Source organism: Vreelandella aquamarina (assembly GCF_900110265.1).
Lineage (GTDB): Bacteria > Pseudomonadota > Gammaproteobacteria > Pseudomonadales > Halomonadaceae > Vreelandella > Vreelandella aquamarina.
In genome coordinates this window covers 25667-45565 of sequence record NZ_FODB01000018.1, presented here as the reverse complement: position 1 = coordinate 45565, position 19899 = coordinate 25667, and the positions used below count along the sequence as shown (strand labels likewise).

Genomic DNA, 19899 nt, shown 5'->3' with positions numbered 1-19899 from the left:
ACATTGCTTTTACCATAGCCTATTCACCTAGTGTGCTATTGCGCTTTATTAAACGTTGCCACTCACCCAACACAACAGTGCCCCGCAATGGGCGGGGCACTGTGCTGCTCATCCGTGAGCGTGAGGGGAAGGACTTCCTTTCGCTAAAATGGATTTACTGGCCGGATGTGTCATCCTTTTCCGTTTCCCACTGCTCTTGCTCTTCCTCCTCCTCTTCGTAAGTAAATTCTTGCTCTTCCTCTTCGTACTCGGTGGTCACGCCTTCAGTAGTCGACCCCTGCTCCTGCTCGGTGTCGTAGGAGTTGTAGGTGCCTTGATCATCCTGCATGGTCTCTTCTTGCGGCGTTGCGGGCTGCTCTTCAGGCTCTTCCATCGCAAACGCGAGCGGGCTCGCTACCAGACCAAATGATACACCCAGGATACCTAACTTCTTGAGAGCTTCCTTTTTCATGGTCGTGCCTCCTAATGGCAACTCTTTCGTTCAATTCAGCGTTAAACATTTAACAACGTTATGTCTTCACGATAGATTCACGATCGATAAGAGCGGCGAGTCATCCTAACCTTTCGCTCTTACCCAACTACTGCAGACGCCATACCAGGGCATGCCAAAAATAAATATAAACACTATTTTTCAACTACTTAATAAAAAATTCATTAACTGAAACAAGGTGAATCGCGATTTTTAATTAGCAAAATCTTGTTTACGTTTGGCACATGAGCCCCAGCGATTCATGCCGCCCCGCACCGCGGCTAACTTGACATAATAAATAGGTACATAGGGCGAAAGCGTTGGTGAGAAAGGTTGCAAGGCTAGAAAGGCTTATTTTAACCCAACATAACTGCTGGTATCTTTTGGTCACCGTTCACCGTATCGAGAAAATAAATGTCTACCCAACAAGCATCCACGTTTCGTTTAGTTACCCGCAGCGATTTTGATGGTTTGGTATGCGGTGCTCTGCTCAAGCACTTAGGCCTTATTGACGAAATCACCTTCGTTCACCCGAAGGACATGCAGGATGGCAAGATTGCTATTGATGCCAACGACATCACCACCAACCTGCCCTACGTGCCCGGCTGCCACCTAGCGTTCGACCACCACCTAAGCGAGACCGTGCGCAACGTTGAGCGTGCCGACAACCACATCATCAATGCAGACGCCCCTTCCGCTGCCCGCGTAGTGTGGGAGTACTACGGCGGCCACGAAGCCTTCCCCGCACGCTGGGATGATATGATGGAAGCCGTCGATAAAGGCGACTCTGCCCAGTTCAACAAAGACGAAATTCTCAACCCGCAGGGCTGGGTACTGCTCAACTTCATCATGGACGCCCGCACGGGCCTGGGCCGCTTCCGCGACTTCCGCATCTCCAACTATCAGTTGATGATGAAGCTGATCGATTACTGCCGCGAGCACACCATCGATGAAATCCTCGCCCTTGACGATGTGCATGAGCGCACCACGCTTTACCGTGAGCATGAGCAGTTAGCAAAGGAGCAAATTGAGCGCTGCGCAACCGTGCACGGCAATGCGGTGGTTCTGGATCTACGCAACGAAGAGACCATCTACGCCACCAACCGCTTCGTGATCTACGCCATGTACCCCGAATGCAATATCTCGATTCACGTGATGTGGGGGCTCAAGCAGCAAAACACCGTGCTGGCGATTGGTAAATCGATCCTCAACCGCTCCAGCAACACCAACGTGGGCGAACTGTGCCTAAGCTACGGTGGCGGCGGCCACCTGAATGCGGGCACTTGCCAAGTTGATAATGATCAGGCGGAGAGCGCGTTGGCGGCGATTGTTAAGAAGATTAATGCGGATGGGTAAAACGGGTACTTATCTGTCATAAGTAGAGTGGCCGCTACTGGCGGCCACTCTACTTAGTTAACGCAGGCTACTCAGCGCCAACCACATGCTTCACTTCCAAGTACGCACTCAGCCCCCAAGGGCCCAGCTCACGCCCGATACCGCTGCGCTTGAAGCCACCCCAGGCAGTTTCGGGTAGCACGAGCTGCTCGCTGTTGTACCAAATACTGCCTGCCTTCAACTGACGGCCAATGCGCTTGGCCCGCTCCGGGTCGCCGCTGATCACCGTCGCGGCGAGGCCGTAGTCACTGTCATTGGCGAGCTGAATCGCTTCGGCTTCGCTTGCGACGCTACGACCACAAAGTACAGGGCCGAAGATCTCTTCTTTCCACAAACGGCTCTCTACCGGCACATCACGGTAAAGCGTGGGTGCTAGGAAATAGCCTTGAGCTGGCAGCGTGCGGTGCTTCCCATCGCGTACCACCGTGAGCCCTTCCTGATCGGCAATATCCATGTAGCGCTGTACTGCATCGCGCTGCTTAACGCTGGTCAGTGGGCCCAAGTCGGTTCCTTCGGCTAGCGGGTCGTCTAGCGTCAGCGCATCCATCCGCTCAGCAAGCGCAGCGTAAAGCGCTTCGGCTATGTCTTCGTGTACCAATAGACGCGAGGTGGCAGAGCAGATCTGTCCGGCGTTGAAGTAGATACCGGCCATCACCCACTCAGCGGCTTGGGCGGGTTCTGCGTCTTCCATCACTATAATGGGTGATTTACCGCCTAGCTCCAGCGACACGCTCGCCGTGCGGGCGCTGGCAGCCTGCATCACCGCTTCGCCAACGCGGTTACTGCCGGTGAAGGAGATTTTATCCACGCCAGAGTGGTTAGTCAGCGGCGCACCGATGCCCTCGCCGTCACCATTGAGCAGATTTAGCACGCCTGCAGGCAAGCCGATTTCCAGCGCGATCTCCGCCAGCACTTGTTCAGGCAGCGGCGTCACTTCTGAAGGTTTAAATACCGCAGTGCAGCCCGCCGCTAGGGCAGGTGCCAGCTTCCAAGCACTAGTCACTAAAGGGAAGTTCCACGGCGCAATCAGACCCACTACCCCAACCGGGTCGTGATACGTACGCGCTTCAACGCCTTCCATGTCGACACTGACCTGCTCCCCTTGCCGTGCATCCAGCGCTTTGGCCTGCTTGGCGTAGTAGCGGTAGCAGGCAATCGCATCGTCTAGGTCAATGCCTGCTTCCGCCAGTGGCTTACCGTTATTGGTGGCCGACAGTATGATCAATGCCTCTCGGCGAGACTCTAGTGCATCAGCAAATCCATCGAGGTAGTTGGCACGTTCGGCCCCACCCAACGCCTGCCATTCAGGTTGAGCCTGCTGGGCAGCTTTAACAGCAGCATCCACATCTGCCGCATCCCCTGCGGTGACCTGAGCAATACGCTCTTCGCGATAAGGATTCATCACATCGAGCAACCGGGTGCCCTTCGATGCAACCCACTGGTTGTTGATGAACTGATGATTGAGTGTCTGCATGGGAATACCCTAGTCAGAAAGTGAGCACGCGCGCTGCCAAGCAGCGGCGTCAATTTCGATCAGTAGCGGCCCGGTGGGAACGCGGTTGGCGAGTGCCTGGGAAAGCTCAGCGGGGCTCTCTACCAACATGCCGGGGCAGCCGAAACCTTCGGCCAGAGTCAGGAAGTTTGGCGCTTGAATATCCACGCCTAAGCGGGCCACGCCGTTGGCATCCATATAGCGGCGGATCTCTTCATAACCGGCGTTGTGCCATAGCACGATGACCACGGGCAGGCGGGCTTCCACGGCGGTGGCAAGTTCCGAGAGCGTAAACATCACCCCGCCGTCTCCCACCAGCGCTACTACGGGTAGATCTGGCCGGGCTAGCTGCGCCCCTAATGCCGCAGGCAGCCCATAACCCAAGGTGCCGTAACCGGTGGATGCATTGAAATAGCGCCGCGGCGCAGGCTGACTGACCAGATGATTTCCGGCATACACCGGGGCGGTGGAGTCGCCCACTAGAATGGCGTCAGGTAAGTGGTCGGCCAGCGTTTCATAGAGCGGAACGAAATCGCTAAACGAAGGATCGTTTACCAAATCTAAGGTGTTCAAAGCAGCAGCGGTTCGCTCGCCGCCCTGCCGCTTCTGCGTCTCCGAAAAATACTTAATCAGAAGCTCCAAACTGCGCCCGGCATCGCCCACCAAGCCAAGCGTGGTGCGCTGATTGCGCACCAGCTGCTCAGGATCAAGATCGATACGAATCAGCGTGCCGTTGAGTTGAAAGCCGTCGTCAAAAACGACGTCATAGTCGGTTTCGCCCAACTCGGTTCCTACTGCCAGAATCACATCCGCCTTAGCGGCTAGTGCCCTCACGGCGGGCAGTGCAGCATTAGCTCCTAAGTCCAGCGGGTGATCACGACCCAGCAGCCCCTTGGCGTTGATGGTTGTCACCGTGGGGGCATCCAACTGCTCTACCAGTGCTCGCGCGGCTTCCGGCGCTGACACACAGCCACCGCCCAACAGCACCAGAGGCAGCTTCGCCGCCTTGAGTAGCCGAGCCGCCTCGGCCAGCCCTTCCGGGTCGGGAGCCGCGCGGTATAGCGTGGGCGCTTGCCAGCTAGTCGGCACGCTGACGGGCGCATTGAACAGATCAATGGGGATTTCAATATGCACCGGGCCTGGGCGCGCGCCGTTGAAAACGGCAAAGGCACGGGCCAACACCTCGGGTAGCGTGCTGGCATCCAGCAACGTGTGGCTAAACCGCGCTACGCCGCTGATCATCTGCTGCTGGCTGGGCAGTTCGTGCAACCGCCCTTGGCCTAAGCCCAAGGTATCGCGACGATTAACGCTGGAGATCACCAGCATGGGGATGGAGTCCGCCAGGGCTTGGCCCATGGCGGTGGCAATATTGGTCATCCCCGGCCCGGTGATAATTAAACACACCCCCGGCTGACCGCTGGCACGGGCATAGCCATCGGCCATAAACCCCGCCCCCTGCTCATGGCGCGGAGTGATATGCGCTACCTCACTGCCTTCCAGGCCACGGTACAGCTCCACCGTGTGCACACCGGGAATGCCGAACAGCGCGCGCACGCCGTACGTATCGCGCAGCAGGTGGATCAACAGGTCGGCGCAGGTCATTGTCGTTGACTCGTTCATACCAGGCCCCTTAGAAGAAAAACGTGTGGGCCATAAAGGCGATGATCGGCAGCGTAATCGCCGTGCGCAGCAGGAATACCACGGCCAGCTCCCAGAACTTGATGGGAATCTTCGACTTGAGCAGCAGCGCACCAATCTCCGACATATAGACCAACTGCGTCATGGAAAGGCAGGCAATCACGAAGCGGGTCAGCTCGCTTTCAATGTTGGTGGCCAGCACGGCAGGCAAGAACATGTCGGCAAAGCCGACGAGTGTGGCAGGAGCGGCCGCCTGCGCTTCGGGAATACGCAGCAGTTCCAGCACTGGCACCATGGGGTAGGAGAGCCAGGTAAACAGCGGCGTGAACTCGGCCAAAATCAGCGCTACGGTGCCAATCGCAAACACCAGCGGCAGCAGCGTCAGGAAGATATCGATAACGTTAAGCAGCGCCAACCGGGCCAGCTCTTTTGGCCCTGGTGCGCCAGCCGCGCGGCGGGTTGCCTGCAGCAGGCTGTAGCGGAACAGGCCCACGTTTTCGGTGCGCTCTTCGCTTAACTGGCAGCCGACCGGCTCGTAATAGTCATCGGATTTACGCGACAGCGGTGGAATCCGCGAGACGATGACAGCTGCCATCAACCCAGAAACCACTACCGTGAAATAGAACTGTACGAAGAGGTGGTTGATCTCGACAAAGTTTGTTACCAGCAAGCTGAAGGCGATGGAAGCAACGGAGAAGTTGGTCGCGATCACCGAAGCCTCGCGGCCGTTATAGTAGCCCTGCTCGTACTGCTGTGCGGTAATCAAAACGCCTACCGTACCGGAGCCCATCCATGACGCAGTGGCATCAATCGCGCTGCGCCCCGGCAGGTTAAAGATGACCCGGAACGGCTTACGCACCATGGTGCCAATAAACTCCATAAAGCCGAACTCGACCAGAAAAGGCAGTAGCAGCGCGGCAAAGAAAAAGAACGTCAGTAGCACGGGTGCCAGATCATTAAGCATCACTCCGCCCGTGTAAGACGCTGTGACAACTTCGGGGCCGAACTGGAAAAACGTCATGATGACGAAGATCGCACCGAGTATCCGCAGCGCTACCCAAATAGCCCCCACGTCGAACATGTCTTTGAAGTGGCCTTGCTGTGCCCAGCTAGGCTGTGCGAGCTTCACATAGAGCGTCACGATGACGGATAGACACAGCACACATAGTGCAATCGCGGGCAGTGCAGCGCCCAAAAGCGACTGCAGGCCATCGGCCATTAACCCCATGCCGATATTGATCGAATCACCGACTTGAAACGGGACCAGAAAAAGCAGTACGCCCATCAGCGATGGCAGCAAAAACTTTAGAAGATGTGCTCGGGGGATCAATGAAGACGAAGTGGGTTCTTCCGACTTCGCTTGTGAATAAGACATACGATTCACCTATTGGATGTGATTATTGGAGGTGGGCTGGCGGCGTCCTGAAGGGAAGCGCGGCTCCCCTTCTTATGTTTTGTCATCTGCGCCTTGTTAGGTCAGCGCTTTTTCACGAACACGTGCATGCTAGGTTTAGGCGTTACGCTTGACGCCCGGCAGTACGCAGAGCATTTCATACAGCAGCGTGGCACCCATCAGCGCCGTATTACCGCTGGGGTCATAAGGTGGTGATACCTCTACTAGGTCACCACCGACGATGTTCAAGCCAGCGGTGCCCCGCACAATTTCCAAACCTTGGGCGGATGTCAGGCCGCCCATTTCCACAGTGCCGGTGCCAGGGGCAACGGAGGGGTCTAAGCCATCGATATCAAAGCTGATATACACCGGGATATCGCCCATCTGCTCACGCACTTCCGCCATCAATGGCGCCAGCGAGCGGTGCCAGCACTCCTCAGCCTGCACCACACGGAAGCCCTGCTCGCGGCACCAGTCGAAATCTTCAGGGGCATAACCGGTCCCGCGCAGGCCAATTTGCACGACCTTGTTATGGGCGAGTAACCCTTCCTCCTGGGCACGACGGAACGGCGTGCCGTGCGCAATGGGTTCGCCAAACATGTGCTCGTTCACATCCGCATGGGCATCGATATGAATTAGCCCCACCGGGCCGTGTTTTTTCGCTATGGCACGCAAAATGGGCAGCGTCAGAGTGTGCTCGCCGCCCAGCGTTAGCGGAATGCAGTCGTGCTTGAGCACGTCGTCATAGAAGGCGGTGATGATGTCGACGCTTTTCGGCAGGTGAAAGGTGTTGATGGGCACATCGCCGATATCCGCCACCTGTAGGCTTTCAAACGGCGCGGCACCTGTTGCCATGTTATAAGGGCGCAACATGCGCGACTCATCGCGAATCTGGCGTGGCCCTAGGCGCGTACCCGGGCGGTTCGATGTACCGATATCCATGGGTATACCGATAAACGCCGCATCCAGCCCTTCAGCACTCTCTTGCGTGGGCAGGCGCATCATGGTGGCAGGCCCCGCAAAGCGCGGCATGGTGTTGCCGCCCAGCGGCTGATTAAAGTCCGACATCATTTTCTCCTTGGATTTATTATGGCCAGCCTGACGGGCCTAGCGCTTTAGCGATTTATCTAGCTCATACACAGGTACTGCACAGACCATGCCAAGTCACCCGCGCCGATAAATAGGTAGGTTTACCGGCTTATCGATGCAAAAATGAATCAATCAACCAATAAAATGATGCAATAGTGAATCAATGAGTCACCTTTGCATCACTCCGTTCATCCAACAATATAAAAGCGGCTGCGATAGATAAGGAGGACGTATGAGCGACATCGACAGGCGTGTACTGCAAACCATCATAGAAACCGCCAACGACCACTTCTTCATTGTCAGTGGCGATGGGCAGATCTTGGATATCAGCCCCGGTGCTGAGGCGGTGTACGGCGTATCGCGAGAAGAGCTTCTTTCAAGCAGTGTTCAGCAATTGCAGGCGGCCGGTGTTTTGAAACCTTCCATTACCATGGAAGTGATGCGCACCCGCCAACCTGCCCAGTTGATGCAGATCACCGGCACGGGCCGCCGCGTCATCGCAGAAGCCTACCCGGTGTTCGTCAACGGCACGCTAGAGCGCATTATCAGCCGCTCGAGAGACCTCACCGACTTACAGCTTCTGCAGGACGAGTACGCCCTGCTACAAAAACGCTTTAGCGAACACTTAAAGCGCAGCCAGGCCGCGCCCGATGCCGAAGAGCAAGCGCTGGATGACGCGCTGGATAACTTACAGGTTAGAAGCCATGTGATGCGCGAAATTGCCCTGCTGCTCAAGCGTGTTGCGCCGTCGGATGCCAACGTCCTGATGCTCGGCGAATCTGGCGTCGGCAAGACCGCGTTTGCCAAACAGCTTCACCGCTGGAGCCAGCGCTGCGACGGCCCCTTTATTGAGGTGAACTGCGCGGCAATCCCGGAAAATCTATTTGAGTCCGAAATGTTTGGCTATCAGCCCGGCGCCTTCAGCGGTGCAGCCCGGCAAGGCAAAGCGGGGCTGTTAGAACAGGCCGAAGGCGGCACGCTGTTTCTGGATGAAATCGGCGAGCTGCCGCTGTTAATGCAAACCAAGCTGCTCAAGGTCATTCAGGATGGCAGCCTAACCCGCCTTGGGGATACGCGCTCTCGTCGGGTCGATTTCCGTTTGGTGGTCGCGACCAATCAGGACTTGGGCAAACAGGTGGAAGCGGGGCTTTTCCGCCTGGATCTTTATTACCGCCTCAACGTCATTCCCGTCACCCTGCCACCTTTGCGCGAACGACGTGAGGATATTCCCGACTTAGTGGAAGCGTGCTTACAACGGCTGAACCAGCGCTATGGGCGGCAGAAAATTCTCGGCAATCAAGTATGGTCGACGCTCATGGGCAGCGACTGGCCGGGTAATGTCAGGGAGCTGGAAAACTGGCTGGAAAGAGCCTGGCTTTCAAGCCCCACCGATCAAATTGAAGTGCCTGCAACGCAAGCCTATACCGAACAGCATACCCACAGCTTGGCGAATGTATCTGCCTCACCTTTAGCGGCACCGCTCGCCTCAGGCGAAAGCTTGAAAGAATACCTAGAGCGGTTAGAGCGGGACGCGCTACAAACGTTGTGTCACACACTGCCCAGCACCTATGCCATCGCCAAACGGTTGGGTATCAGCCAGTCCAGCGTGGTGCGGCGGTTACAGCGTTATGGCATTAAAATCATCCGTTAACGCTCCCACACGTCACCCTCCTGCCACATAAGCGTCATTCAACCGCAACACCTCCATCACATGCTTGACCTATTAAGCCCACGGCCAATCTTGGAGGTGCTATGCCACAACAACCGCAAATACGCCTTCAAAGCGTTTCTAAGCACTGGGGTGCGACCACCGCAGTGAAAGACCTTTCCTTCGATATACAGCCAGGGCAGTTCGTCATTTTACTGGGGCCGTCGGGCTGTGGAAAATCCACCACGCTTCGCATGATCGCTGGTTTGGAAGAAGCCAGCGGCGGGGAAATTCATATGGGTGAGCGTGATGTGACACGCCTGCCACCCGGCGACCGAGGACTGAGCATGGTGTTTCAGTCCTATGCGCTGTTTCCACATTTAAGCGTGGCCGACAATATCGTGTTTGGTCTGCGCAGCCGCAAGGTAGCCAAGGCAGAACAACGTGAACGGCTCGCCAAGGTCGCCGAACTGGTCGATCTCACCGATTACCTGAACCGCAAACCGGCCCAACTTTCCGGTGGCCAGCGCCAGCGGGTCGCGCTGGCGCGAGCGATTATCTCCGAGCATCCCATCTGTTTGATGGATGAACCGCTGTCCAATCTGGATGCGCGGCTTCGCAGCGATATGCGCAGGGAAATTAAAGCCCTGCAATCACGACTCAACATGACGGTGGTTTACGTCACTCACGACCAAGTAGAGGCCATGAGCATGGGAGACCGTGTGATCTTGATGCAACAGGGACATATCGTGCAGGACGGCACACCCGACGAGCTTTATAACCAGCCCGCCAGCGCTTTTGCCGCCAGCTTTATTGGCAGCCCAGCCATGAACCTTTTGCCTCTTGTGCTAGGTGAACAGGGGGCCGTTATTGAGGGCGAACCCACGACTCCAGTGGCCCCCATGGAGGCCGCCGGGGGTCAGTTGGGCGTGCGCCCTGAAGATATCGAACTGCGCCCAGCATCCGAGGCAGGCATTCCGGCCCAGGTACTCAGCGATGAGTACTTAGGTGCCGACACTATTGCCCATGTCGCCGTTGGCAATCACACCGTGCGCGTTCGTCTAAGCGGTAAGCAAGCGCTCTCTGGTAAGCCCTGCAAACTCTACTGGACGCCAGATAGCGCCCATTTGTTTGATCAACAGGGTCTGCGTCAGCAAGCGTTAGCGCCTCTTGCCTTACCCGCTTCGCATCGAAGCGTACCGCGCCCGCCCGCAGTGGGCTCTTTCCAACACTGACCGCTCTCATCCTGACAACATCACAAACACTTGTGGAGTCTCTCATGAGTTCTCAGTTCTCTTTTGCAATGACAGCCATCGCCGCAGCACTGTTAGGTGCCGGCCACGCCAGCGCTAACAGTGTCGACTTGACGATGTACTACCCTGTTTCAGTAGGTGGCGCACTGACCGAGGTCGTTGACAACTTGGTGGAAGAGTTTGAAAGCGAACACCCGGACATCAACGTAGAAGCCATCTACGCGGGCAACTACGACGACACCCGAGTACGCGCCATGTCCGCCATGGAAGCGGGTGATACGCCTCAGCTATCGGTGCTGTTCTCCATCGACCTGTACGAACTGATTGAGCAGAACGCCATTGTGGCCTTTGACGACCTCATCGAAACCGAGGAAGAGCAAGCGTGGCTGGAGAGCTTCTACCCCGGTCTGATGGAGAACGGTCAGCTGGATGGCAAAACCTACGGCATCCCCTTCCAGCGCTCCACTATCGTGCTGTTCTGGAACAAAGACGCCTTTGAAGCCGCTGGCCTAGACCCCGAAACGCCCCCTGAGAACTGGGAAGAGATGGCTGAAATGGCCGCCACCGTGCGGGAAGCCTCCAACGGTGAACAGTGGGGCGTGATGGTGCCTTCCACCGGCTACCCTTACTGGATGTTTCAGGCCTTCGCTTTTCAGAACGGCCATCGCTTGATGAGCGACGATGGTACGGAAGTTTATTTTGACGACCCGGCCGCTGTTGAAGCGTTGGAGTACTGGGTGTCGCTGGCCACCGAGCACAATGCCATGCCCGATGGCACCATCGAGTGGGGTACGCTGCGCCAAAACTTTATCGAGCAGTCCACCGCGATGATGTGGCACACCACGGGCAACCTGACCGCCGTGCGCAACGAGGCCAATTTTGATTTTGGCGTCGCCATGCTGCCCATGAAGACCCAGCGCGGCAGCCCCACCGGTGGCGGCAATTTTTATATCTTTGAAGATGCCAGTGAAGAAGAGCAGCGCGCGGCGATGACCTTCATCCGCTGGATGACCGCCCCCGAGCGTGCCGCCGCGTGGTCGATTGAAACCGGCTATATGGGCGTTAGCCCCGCCGCTTATGACACCGATGCATTGCAGCGCTACGTGGCAGAGTTTGCTCCCGCCGCCGTGGCCCGGGACCAGCTCGAACATGGCACTGCTGAGCTCTCTACCTACCAGGGTGGCCGCGTGCGCCGTGCCTTAGATAACGCCGTGCAGGCCGCGCTGACGGGCCAAATGAGCCCTGCCGAAGCGCTGAGCCAGGCCCAGCGTGAGGCCGATGCCGCGCTACGCCGCTATGCACAGTAAGTGTCACTAGGGTTACGTTTCCATGCTCGCCGGGGTTCGCCCCGGCTTTTTCTCATCACGGCGGCCCCATGAACCTGAACGCCCATCGAACGATGCAGCTTTACGGCGCCCTGCTGCTTCTGCCCGCGGCGCTGCTGCTTACAGCTTTTGCCTACTTGCCCACGGTCACCACCGTGATCAACAGCCTTTTTTTGCCCGGCTTTCGCGGCGAGCCCGCCGCCTTCGTCGGGCTCGACAACTATCGCGTGCTGATGGACGACCCGACGTTCTGGAAAGTCGCCCGCAACAACCTGCTGTACGCGCTGGGCACGGTTCCCACTTCCATGGCGCTGGCACTGGGCATGGCGCTGCTGGTCAATGCCCGCCTGCCCGGGCGCGGGCTGGTACGCATGGCCTATTTCACGCCCACCATTCTGCCCATGATCGCCGCCGCCAATATCTGGATGTTTTTCTACGCCCCGCAGATAGGGCTATTCAACAAGCTGCTCGGCGCCCTGGGGTTTGCCGGGGTGAACTGGCTGGGCGACCCCGGCGTGGCACTGGGGTCGGTCATCGTCATGTCGGTGTGGAAAGAAGCGGGCTTTTTCATGATCTTCTACCTGGCCGCGCTACAGGCCATCCCCCCGGAGCTCAAGGAAGCCGCTGACCTGGAAGGCACGAGCCGCCGGAGCTTCTTTTGGCGAGTGACGTTTCCCCTGCTGATGCCCACCACGCTGTTCGTACTGATCAACGCGCTGATCAATGCGGTGCGGGTGGTCGACCACCTGTTCATTCTGACCAAGGGCGGGCCCAATAACGCCACCAACCTGCTGCTTTATTACGTCTACGAGAACGCCTTTTCGTTCTTCGACCGCACCATGGCGGCCACCATCACCGTGGTCATTCTGCTGGTGTTGGCGGTGGTGGCCACGCTGAAGTTCACGATTCTGGACCGCAGGACGCACTACCAATGAGTACCTCCTCTTTTCCGGTGTCGCCACGGCGCACCCTGGCGCTTCCCCGCCTGGAAACCCTGGCGGCCTGGCTGCTGGCCGTGATCTGGATCTTTCCGCTGCTTTACGCGGTGTGGGCCGCGATTCACCCGCCCGCCTACATGGTACGTTTCGACCTGCTGGCGCCTTTGACGCTGGACAACTTCACGAACGCCTGGGCCCAGGCCCCCTTTGCGCGTGACTACCTGAACACCTTCGCGCTGGTGACCGGCGTGGTACTGGCCCAGTTCGTGGTCTGCACGCTGGCCGCCTTTGCCTTTGCCCGCTTTCCGATCCCCGGCAAGAACCTGCTGTTCATGCTGGTACTGATTCAGCTGTTCGTGTTTCCCGAAGTGCTGATCGTCGAAAACTACCGTATCGCCAGCGAGCTGGGGCTGATCAATACCATCACCGGCATTGGCCTGCCCTACGTGGCCAGCGCCTTCGGCATTTTCCTGCTGCGTCAGACCTTCAAGACCATCCCCCGAGAGCTGGAGGACGCCGCCCGTATCGAGGGCTGTGGCTGGCTGGAAATCCTGTGGAAGGTCTACGTGCCGCTGGCCAAGCCCACCTATCTGGCCTACGGGCTGGTGTCGATCAGCCACCACTGGAACAACTTCCTGTGGCCACTGGTGGTGACCAACTCCGTGGAGAGCCGCCCGCTGACGGTAGGATTGGGCGTGTTCTCCGCGCCAGAAACCGGCGTCAATTGGGCCACCGTCAGCGCTGCCACGCTGCTGAGTATTGCGCCGCTGCTGGTGGCTTTTCTGCTGTTCCAGCGCCAGTTCGTGCAGTCGTTTTTACGCGCGGGGATTCGCTAGCCCAACTCACTCGGGTTTTCGTGCGACAATTCTCCTTCACGCACACGACAAGGAGAGCAGCGATGCACGACGACTCGGCAGCCCTCAAAGTACTGCGGGAAGTCTTTGGCTTTGAGCGCTTTCGTGGCCCGCAGCAGGCCATCATTGAGCATGTGATGGCCGGAGGCGATGCGCTGGTGCTGATGCCCACCGGCGGCGGTAAATCGCTGTGCTATCAGATCCCTGCGCTGCTACGTGAAGGCACCGCGATTGTGGTCTCGCCGCTGATCGCGCTGATGCAGGACCAGGTGGCCGCGCTGATCCAGAACGGGGTGCGCGCCGCCTACCTGAACTCCAGCCTTGAGATGCATGAGGCGATGGAGGTGGAGAACCGCCTGCGGGCGGGCGAGCTGGATCTTCTCTACGTCGCGCCCGAACGGCTAGCCACGGCGCGCATGCAGATGCTGCTGGAGCAGACCCACATTGCGCTGTTCGCCATTGATGAAGCTCACTGCGTTTCCCAGTGGGGGCACGATTTCCGCCCCGAGTATCGCCAGCTCTCCCACCTGCACCAGCGTTTTCCCGACGTGCCGCGCATCGCGCTCACCGCCACCGCCGACGTGCCTACCCGGCACGACATCATGGAGCACCTGCAGCTTCAGGAAGCCGCGCTCTACAACAACGGTTTCGACCGCCCCAATATTCGCTACCATATCGCGGAAAATCAGGGCAATGCCAAAGAGCAGCTGCTGAGTTTCATCCGCGAACACCACGACGGCGAAGCGGGCATCGTCTACTGCCTCTCTCGGCGCAAGGTGGAGGAGACCGCCGCTTGGCTGGCACGCCAGGGGTTGACCGCGCTGCCCTACCACGCCGGGCTGCCCGCCGAGCAGCGCCAGCAGCATCAAACCCGTTTTCTGCGCGAAGACGGCGTGGTGATCGTCGCCACCATTGCCTTCGGCATGGGCATCGACAAACCCGACGTGCGTTTCGTGGCACACCTCAACCTGCCCAAAAGCATCGAAGCCTACTATCAGGAAACCGGCCGCGCCGGACGCGACGGGCTGCCCGCCGATGCATGGATGGCCTACGGGCTTCAGGACGTGATCACTCTGCGCCAGATGCAGCAGGATTCCGGTGCCGCCGACCAGCAAAAGCGCATCGAACAGCAGAAGCTCGACGCCATGCTAGGGCTCTGCGAGATCATTAGCTGTCGCCGTCAGGCGCTGCTCCACTACTTTGGCGATTCATTAGACGAACCCTGCGGAAACTGCGATAACTGCCTCACCCCGCCTGACACCTGGGAGGCCACGGTGGCTGCGCAGAAGGCGCTGTCGTGTGTCTACCGCACCGAGCAGCGCTTTGGCGTCACTTATCTGGTGGATGTGCTGCTCGGCAAGCGCAACGAGCGTATCAGCCGCTTTGGTCACGACGGTTTGAGTACGTTCGGCATTGGCAAAGAGCTCACCGCCAGCGAGTGGAAAGCACTCTTTCGGCAGCTGATCGCCAGCGGCTATTTGAGCGTGGATATGGAGGGCCATGGCGCGATCAAGCTCACCGCCAACGCCAGGCCCATACTGCGCGGCGAGCAACGTCTCACCCTGCGCAAACCCAGCAAGCCCGCGCGACGCGGAGCCAAAGGGGCATCTGCCGCCAAGGGCCACGGCGTACTGTGGGAAGCGCTGCGCCAGCATCGCAAAGCGCTGGCCGATGCCCAGGGCGTACCCGCCTACGTGATCTTCAACGACGCTACCCTGGCCGAGCTGGTAGCGCAAAAACCGCAAACGCTGCAGGCGCTGGGCACCATCTCGGGCATCGGCGCGCGCAAACTGGCCGATTACGGCGAAGGATTTCTGGCGGTGGTACTGGCGCACCCCAATGAGCCCGAAACGCCCACCGACATCGGCAATAGCGCCATGGAATCCGCCACGCTGCTGCGCCAGGGGCTAACCCCCGAACAAGTCGCCGAGCAGCGCGGGCTGGCCGCCAACACGGTCTACCGCCATTTGAGCGATGCCATTCAAGGCGGCGAACTGAGCCTGGAAGAGGTGGTCAACCTGGACCAAGCAACCCTGGCACAGATTCACGCAGCGTTTGAGCAGTTTCCAGACCAAGGGCTGAAAGTGGTGTTCGAAGCGCTGGAGGGCCGTATTGATTACCCGGTTCTGCACTGCGTGCGGGCATCCATGGCTGCCAAGCGTTAACGCCCACCAAATAATCGTATTTTTTAAAAATCGCTCATTTGGTGTATTCTCTATTCAAGAGAGGAGAAAGCGATATGGCCATTCAGCACAACACCGCTACCAAGCGCCGTGACATGGGAGCCGCTGCCATGCGCACGTATCCCAACATATCCCGCCGCTGGGGGCTGAAAGAGAGCGAAGCCGCCTTATTACTCGGCGTGCCCGACTCCACTTACCGGCGCTGGAAGCAAACTCCCGAGCAAGCCCGCCTGGATGCCAACCATCTTGAGCGCATGTCGTTGATTCTGGGCATCTACAAGGCGCTGCATATCCTGCTCCCCAATCAGGAGGCCGCCGATAGCTGGCTAAAACGAGCCAACAGCAACCCACTGTTTGCCGGTCACACGCCCATGGAACGCCTGTTAAGTGGTCACGTTTCCGACCTCTATGTCGTTCGGCAGCACTTGGATGCCGCACGTGGAGGGGGCCATGTATGAACTTCCCGCTCAGCAACGTCACATGGCGGCCAAGCTACCGCGTTATCCCTTCGCGCTTCCCTCCGATTGATCTGTTCGAAGGCGTCAATAGCCACACTGACGACTGGGACCTGCTTAACGAACTGGAAGGCGAGACCTCTGCTAGGCTTCGTGAAGAAATGGGCGCGATCCATCTGGTGCGCGACGGCGACCGCCGGTATGGGCCTGGATGGACACCCGTCATGGCGGCGTTTTGTCATTTCCCTGCCTCCGGTTCGCGGTTTAGCGATGGCACCTTTGGTGCCTACTACTGCGCACTCACCGAAGCCACCGCCATTGCAGAAACCCTGTACCACGCAGAGCGCTTCATGGGGGAGTCCAACGAGCCGCCCATGATGCTGCAGCAGCGCGTCTATCTCTCCGATTTGATGGGGCAACTGATTGACTTGCGGGGCCACCGCGACGCAGAGCCCCTACTCACCCCAGACAGCTGGTCTGCCGGGCAAGCCCTGGGCAGAAACGCTTGGGAGCAGCAGGCAGATGGCATCGTTTACCCCAGCGTTCGCGACCCCGATGGCGAGTGCGCCGCAGTGCTAAGACCCCCGGTACTCTCCGCCACGCGGCAAGGCCGTCATCTCGGTTATGATTGGGACGGTCAGCGCATTCGGCACGTTTATGAGCTAACGCTTCTAAACTGAGCCTGCCTGACCGCTAGCGCCAGCCCTGCAGATGCTCGCCCCGTGCAATCGCCGCTGAGTCAAACACGCCAGTATCCAAAATCCAGGCGGTGACTAGCTTGGCGGGCGTCACGTCGAAGGCTGGGTTCCACACCGGGGCATCGCTCGGTGCCCACACCACCTCGCCAAACGCGCCTGCGGCTCCGCGCACCTCCGCGCCATCGCGCTGCTCGATGGGAATAGCCGCGCCGGTGGCGCAGGCGGGGTCGACCGTGGTGTAAGGGGCCACCACGTAGAACGGTACCTGATGGTAATGCGCCGCCACCGCCAGCATGTAAGTGCCCACTTTGTTGGCAAAGTCGCCGTTGGCGCAGATGCGATCCGCCCCGACCATCACTTTATCCACCTTGCCCGCCGCCATTAAGCTGGCCGCCATGCTGTCGGTGATTAGCTGGTAGGGAATGCCTAAATCGGCCATTTCCCACGCGGTTAAACGCCCGCCCTGGAGCAGCGGGCGGGTCTCATCTACGTAGACATGCAGATCTATGCCGCGTTGTTTGGCGATGGCCAACGCCCCAATCGCGGTGCCCACTCCGGCAGTGGCCAGCGCGCCGGTGTTGCAGTGGGTCAGCACGCGGTCGCCGGAGGCCAACAGGTCGGCGCCCCGCTCGGCCATGCGTTGGCACAGCGCGCGGTCCTCTTCGAACAGCGCTTGGGCACGCTCGGCCAGAGCGTCCGCGCCCTGGGCAAAGCAGGCTTCCATGGCGTCCAGGCAGTACATCAGGTTCACCGCCGTGGGTCGCGTTGCCCGTAAACGGTCGCTGACGGCTTGCCACTCGGGTTCGGGATGGCGAGCGGCGTACTGGGCCAGGACAAAGGCGGCGCTCAAACCAATCAATGGCGCGCCACGAATGGCGAGGTGTTTAACCGCGTGCTGCCATGCCTCGGGAGAGTCGCAGCGCACCCACTCTTCAGCCTGGGGTAGCCGGGTTTGGTCCAGATACTCAAGCGAGTCGGCATACACCCGTAAACTGCGTGACTGTAAATTGACCATGAGGGGCTCCTTGATAATGGGGCAAGCAGAACAGCGGCACGGCTTATCAGGCGCGAAGCTTATCATATAGAATGGCTGCCACTAGACGAGGCGATGCTGACCCGATGAACACCTTACACACCGAACTGCTGGACGCCATCTCCTGGGCGGCGCAGCAAGGCTGGACCCCCGCCACCGGCGGCAACTTTTCTGCGCGTACCGAGGCGGGCTATTTAGTCACCGCCTCCGGGCGGGATAAAACCCGTATCCAGGCGGATGATCTGCTGCTGTGTGACCTGGAAGGCCGTGTGCTGGAAGGCAACGGCAAACCCAGCGCCGAAAGTGACCTACACGCCGCGCTGTACCGGCTAGACCCAAGCATTCACTGCGTACTGCACACCCACACCGTGGCCAGCACCGTGCTGTCGCGACGCTTTCCCGACGGCATCGAACTGAGCGGTTTCGAGATGCAAAAGGCGTTGGCGGGTAACGTGACGCATGATGCAACGATTCGCCTGCCGGTGGTGCCCAACTCCCAGGACATGGAGGAGCTGGCCGAGCACGTTCGCCAGGGCTGGCCGATGCCCTGGGGCTTTTTAGTGGCAGGACACGGCATTTACGCCGTGGGCGACAGCATTGCCAGCTGCCGCCGCCATCTGGAAGCGATTGAATTTTTACTTGCCTGTGTACTGGAAGAGAGCCGATGGTCCCAATGAGCAACCCAACCGTTCGCGCTATCGTGACCGATATCGAAGGCACCACCACCGATATCAACTTCGTTCACAAAGTGCTGTTTCCCTACGCCTACGCCAAGCTGCCTGACTTTCTGCGCGAGAACGCAGAGGCACCGGCGATGGCCGAGCAGATCCAAGCCGTGCGTGATGTCATGCAGGACGCCGACGCCTCGCTGGAAGCGGTAATCGCCACGCTGCTGCACTGGATCGACACCGACCAGAAAGTGACGCCGCTGAAAGCCCTGCAGGGCATGGTATGGGCCGACGGCTACCAGCGCGGCGACTTCACCGGTCATTTATACGCGGATGTGGCGCCAGCGCTGCGCCAGTGGCAGGCGGAAGGCAAGGCGCTGTACGTGTACTCGTCTGGCTCGGTGCAGGCGCAGAAATTGCTGTTTGGCTATAGCGATGAGGGCGATTTGACCCCGCTGTTCAGCGGCTACTTCGACACGCATATTGGCCATAAGCGCGAGGCCGTGGCCTATCAGCGCATTGTCGAGGCGCTCGATCTACCTGCAGAGTCGATACTGTTCCTGTCGGATGTGGTCGAAGAGCTGGATGCGGCCAAGCAGGCGGGTATGCAAACCTTACAGCTCGTGCGCGAAGGTACTCAGGCAGGCACTGCACACGCCTGTGTCGAAAGCTTTGCTGACATTGCCCTTTAACGGCTACGTTCACCCCTTATCTCTTAGGAGCGTCTTTATGTCCCAACTGAAAGTCTTTGCCGATCAACATCCTAATGATGCGCTGCTGGACACCACGGACGGCGAACAAATTACCGCTGAGCTGAACCGGGTAGGCGTGCTATTTGAGCGCTGGGCAGCGCCGGGCGAGATTGCCGACGATGCCACTCAGGAGGAGATTCTGGCGCTTTATCAGGAGGACATCGACCGGGTCAAAGCCAAAGGCGGCTACCAAACCGTCGATGTGCTGCACATGGTGCCCACCCACCCGGACAAAGAAGCGATGCGTCAGAAGTTCTTAAACGAGCACCGCCACCATGAAGACGAAGTGCGCTTTTTCGTGAAGGGCCAGGGGCTGTTCTGCCTGCACATCGACGACAAGGTGTATCAGGTGCTCTGCACCCGTAACGACCTGATCAGCGTGCCTGCCAACACCCCGCACTGGTTCGATATGGGCCCCGAGCCGGAATTCACCGCGCTGCGCTTCTTCGACAACGTGGAAGGTTGGGTGCCCCACTGGACCGAAAGCGACATCGCCGGGAAGTTTGATCGTTTGGATCAGCTTTAACGTGTGAAGGCGGCTATCGCCGCCCTCGCGGGTGCCTCATTTGCTCGTGCCGAGCAAGATTCGTTACGCCGCGCTACATGGCTTCGCCGA

General features: G+C 58.8%; 18 protein-coding genes. 12 read left to right on the top strand and 6 right to left on the bottom strand.

Going from position 1 to position 19899, the window contains the following annotated elements; all coding sequences use genetic code 11:
* Positions 1 to 154: 154 nt before the first annotated feature.
* Positions 155 to 451: a hypothetical protein gene (locus tag BMY49_RS06825; protein ID WP_054641241.1), complete on the bottom strand. Its 297-nt coding sequence runs from the start codon at positions 449 to 451 to the stop codon at positions 155 to 157.
* Positions 452 to 883: 432 nt separating this feature from the next.
* Between BMY49_RS06825 and BMY49_RS06820 the strand changes: the two genes are divergently transcribed.
* Positions 884 to 1825: a DHH family phosphoesterase gene (locus BMY49_RS06820; RefSeq protein WP_058578176.1), complete on the top strand. Its 942-nt coding sequence runs from the start codon at positions 884 to 886 to the stop codon at positions 1823 to 1825.
* 67 nt (positions 1826 to 1892) lie between these two features.
* Here BMY49_RS06820 and BMY49_RS06815 read toward each other — a convergent pair whose 3' ends face one another.
* The 4 genes from BMY49_RS06815 to speB form a co-directional block, all read right to left on the bottom strand.
* Positions 1893 to 3338 (bottom strand): aldehyde dehydrogenase family protein, encoded by a 1446-nt coding sequence (locus tag BMY49_RS06815; RefSeq protein ID WP_089675247.1) that lies wholly within the window; start codon positions 3336 to 3338, stop codon positions 1893 to 1895.
* A gap of 9 nt (positions 3339 to 3347) precedes the next feature.
* Complete coding sequence (locus tag BMY49_RS06810) at positions 3348 to 4976, bottom strand: 5-guanidino-2-oxopentanoate decarboxylase (RefSeq protein WP_208596178.1); 1629 nt, start codon at positions 4974 to 4976, stop codon at positions 3348 to 3350.
* Positions 4977 to 4986: 10 nt separating this feature from the next.
* Positions 4987 to 6369, bottom strand: a complete 1383-nt coding sequence (locus BMY49_RS06805) for a YjiH family protein (protein ID WP_074211451.1) — start codon at positions 6367 to 6369, stop codon at positions 4987 to 4989.
* A 135-nt stretch (positions 6370 to 6504) separates the two neighbouring features.
* Positions 6505 to 7455, bottom strand: coding sequence for an agmatinase (gene speB / locus BMY49_RS06800; RefSeq protein WP_074211450.1), 951 nt, complete (start codon positions 7453 to 7455; stop codon positions 6505 to 6507).
* 253 nt (positions 7456 to 7708) lie between these two features.
* Here speB and BMY49_RS06795 point away from each other — a divergent pair, with 253 nt between their 5' ends.
* The 8 genes from BMY49_RS06795 to BMY49_RS06760 all read left to right on the top strand — a co-directional run bounded on the left by BMY49_RS06795 (position 7709) and on the right by BMY49_RS06760 (position 16812).
* Positions 7709 to 9127 carry a sigma-54 interaction domain-containing protein gene (locus tag BMY49_RS06795; protein ID WP_058578172.1) on the top strand — a complete coding sequence of 473 codons (1419 nt, stop codon included), beginning with the start codon at positions 7709 to 7711 and terminating at the stop codon, positions 9125 to 9127.
* A gap of 101 nt (positions 9128 to 9228) precedes the next feature.
* The gene (locus BMY49_RS06790; protein ID WP_058578171.1) at positions 9229 to 10359 is read left to right on the top strand and encodes an ABC transporter ATP-binding protein; all 1131 of its coding nucleotides are present in this window, start codon (positions 9229 to 9231) and stop codon (positions 10357 to 10359) included.
* Between the two features lie 44 nt (positions 10360 to 10403).
* The gene (locus tag BMY49_RS06785) at positions 10404 to 11684 is read left to right on the top strand and encodes an ABC transporter substrate-binding protein (protein WP_058578170.1); all 1281 of its coding nucleotides are present in this window, start codon (positions 10404 to 10406) and stop codon (positions 11682 to 11684) included.
* Positions 11685 to 11752: 68 nt separating this feature from the next.
* Positions 11753 to 12637: a carbohydrate ABC transporter permease gene (locus BMY49_RS06780; RefSeq protein ID WP_089675246.1), complete on the top strand. Its 885-nt coding sequence runs from the start codon at positions 11753 to 11755 to the stop codon at positions 12635 to 12637.
* On the top strand, positions 12634 to 13476 hold the full coding sequence (locus tag BMY49_RS06775; protein WP_089675245.1) for a carbohydrate ABC transporter permease: 843 nt from the start codon (positions 12634 to 12636) through the stop codon (positions 13474 to 13476). The genes BMY49_RS06780 and BMY49_RS06775 overlap by 4 nt, the downstream gene beginning before the upstream one ends.
* Before the next feature lie 62 nt (positions 13477 to 13538).
* Complete coding sequence (recQ, locus tag BMY49_RS06770; RefSeq protein ID WP_058578167.1) at positions 13539 to 15659, top strand: DNA helicase RecQ; 2121 nt, start codon at positions 13539 to 13541, stop codon at positions 15657 to 15659.
* Positions 15660 to 15733: 74 nt separating this feature from the next.
* Positions 15734 to 16135, top strand: a complete 402-nt coding sequence (locus BMY49_RS06765) for an MbcA/ParS/Xre antitoxin family protein (RefSeq protein WP_054641243.1) — start codon at positions 15734 to 15736, stop codon at positions 16133 to 16135.
* Positions 16132 to 16812, top strand: coding sequence for an RES family NAD+ phosphorylase (locus BMY49_RS06760; RefSeq protein WP_058578166.1), 681 nt, complete (start codon positions 16132 to 16134; stop codon positions 16810 to 16812). Before BMY49_RS06765 ends, BMY49_RS06760 begins: the two co-directional genes overlap by 4 nt.
* A gap of 13 nt (positions 16813 to 16825) precedes the next feature.
* Here BMY49_RS06760 and mtnA read toward each other — a convergent pair whose 3' ends face one another.
* Positions 16826 to 17845 (bottom strand): S-methyl-5-thioribose-1-phosphate isomerase, encoded by a 1020-nt coding sequence (gene mtnA, locus BMY49_RS06755; protein WP_089675244.1) that lies wholly within the window; start codon positions 17843 to 17845, stop codon positions 16826 to 16828.
* Between the two features lie 104 nt (positions 17846 to 17949).
* Between mtnA and mtnB the strand changes: the two genes are divergently transcribed.
* Genes mtnB through BMY49_RS06740 form a run of 3 tightly spaced genes read left to right on the top strand, consistent with a single transcriptional unit; the run spans position 17950 to position 19809 of the window.
* Positions 17950 to 18540 carry a methylthioribulose 1-phosphate dehydratase gene (mtnB, locus tag BMY49_RS06750; RefSeq protein ID WP_089675243.1) on the top strand — a complete coding sequence of 197 codons (591 nt, stop codon included), beginning with the start codon at positions 17950 to 17952 and terminating at the stop codon, positions 18538 to 18540.
* Complete coding sequence (mtnC, locus tag BMY49_RS06745) at positions 18537 to 19223, top strand: acireductone synthase (RefSeq protein WP_089675242.1); 687 nt, start codon at positions 18537 to 18539, stop codon at positions 19221 to 19223. Before mtnB ends, mtnC begins: the two co-directional genes overlap by 4 nt.
* A gap of 37 nt (positions 19224 to 19260) precedes the next feature.
* Positions 19261 to 19809, top strand: a complete 549-nt coding sequence (locus BMY49_RS06740; RefSeq protein WP_089675241.1) for a 1,2-dihydroxy-3-keto-5-methylthiopentene dioxygenase — start codon at positions 19261 to 19263, stop codon at positions 19807 to 19809.
* Positions 19810 to 19899: the final 90 nt, after the last annotated feature.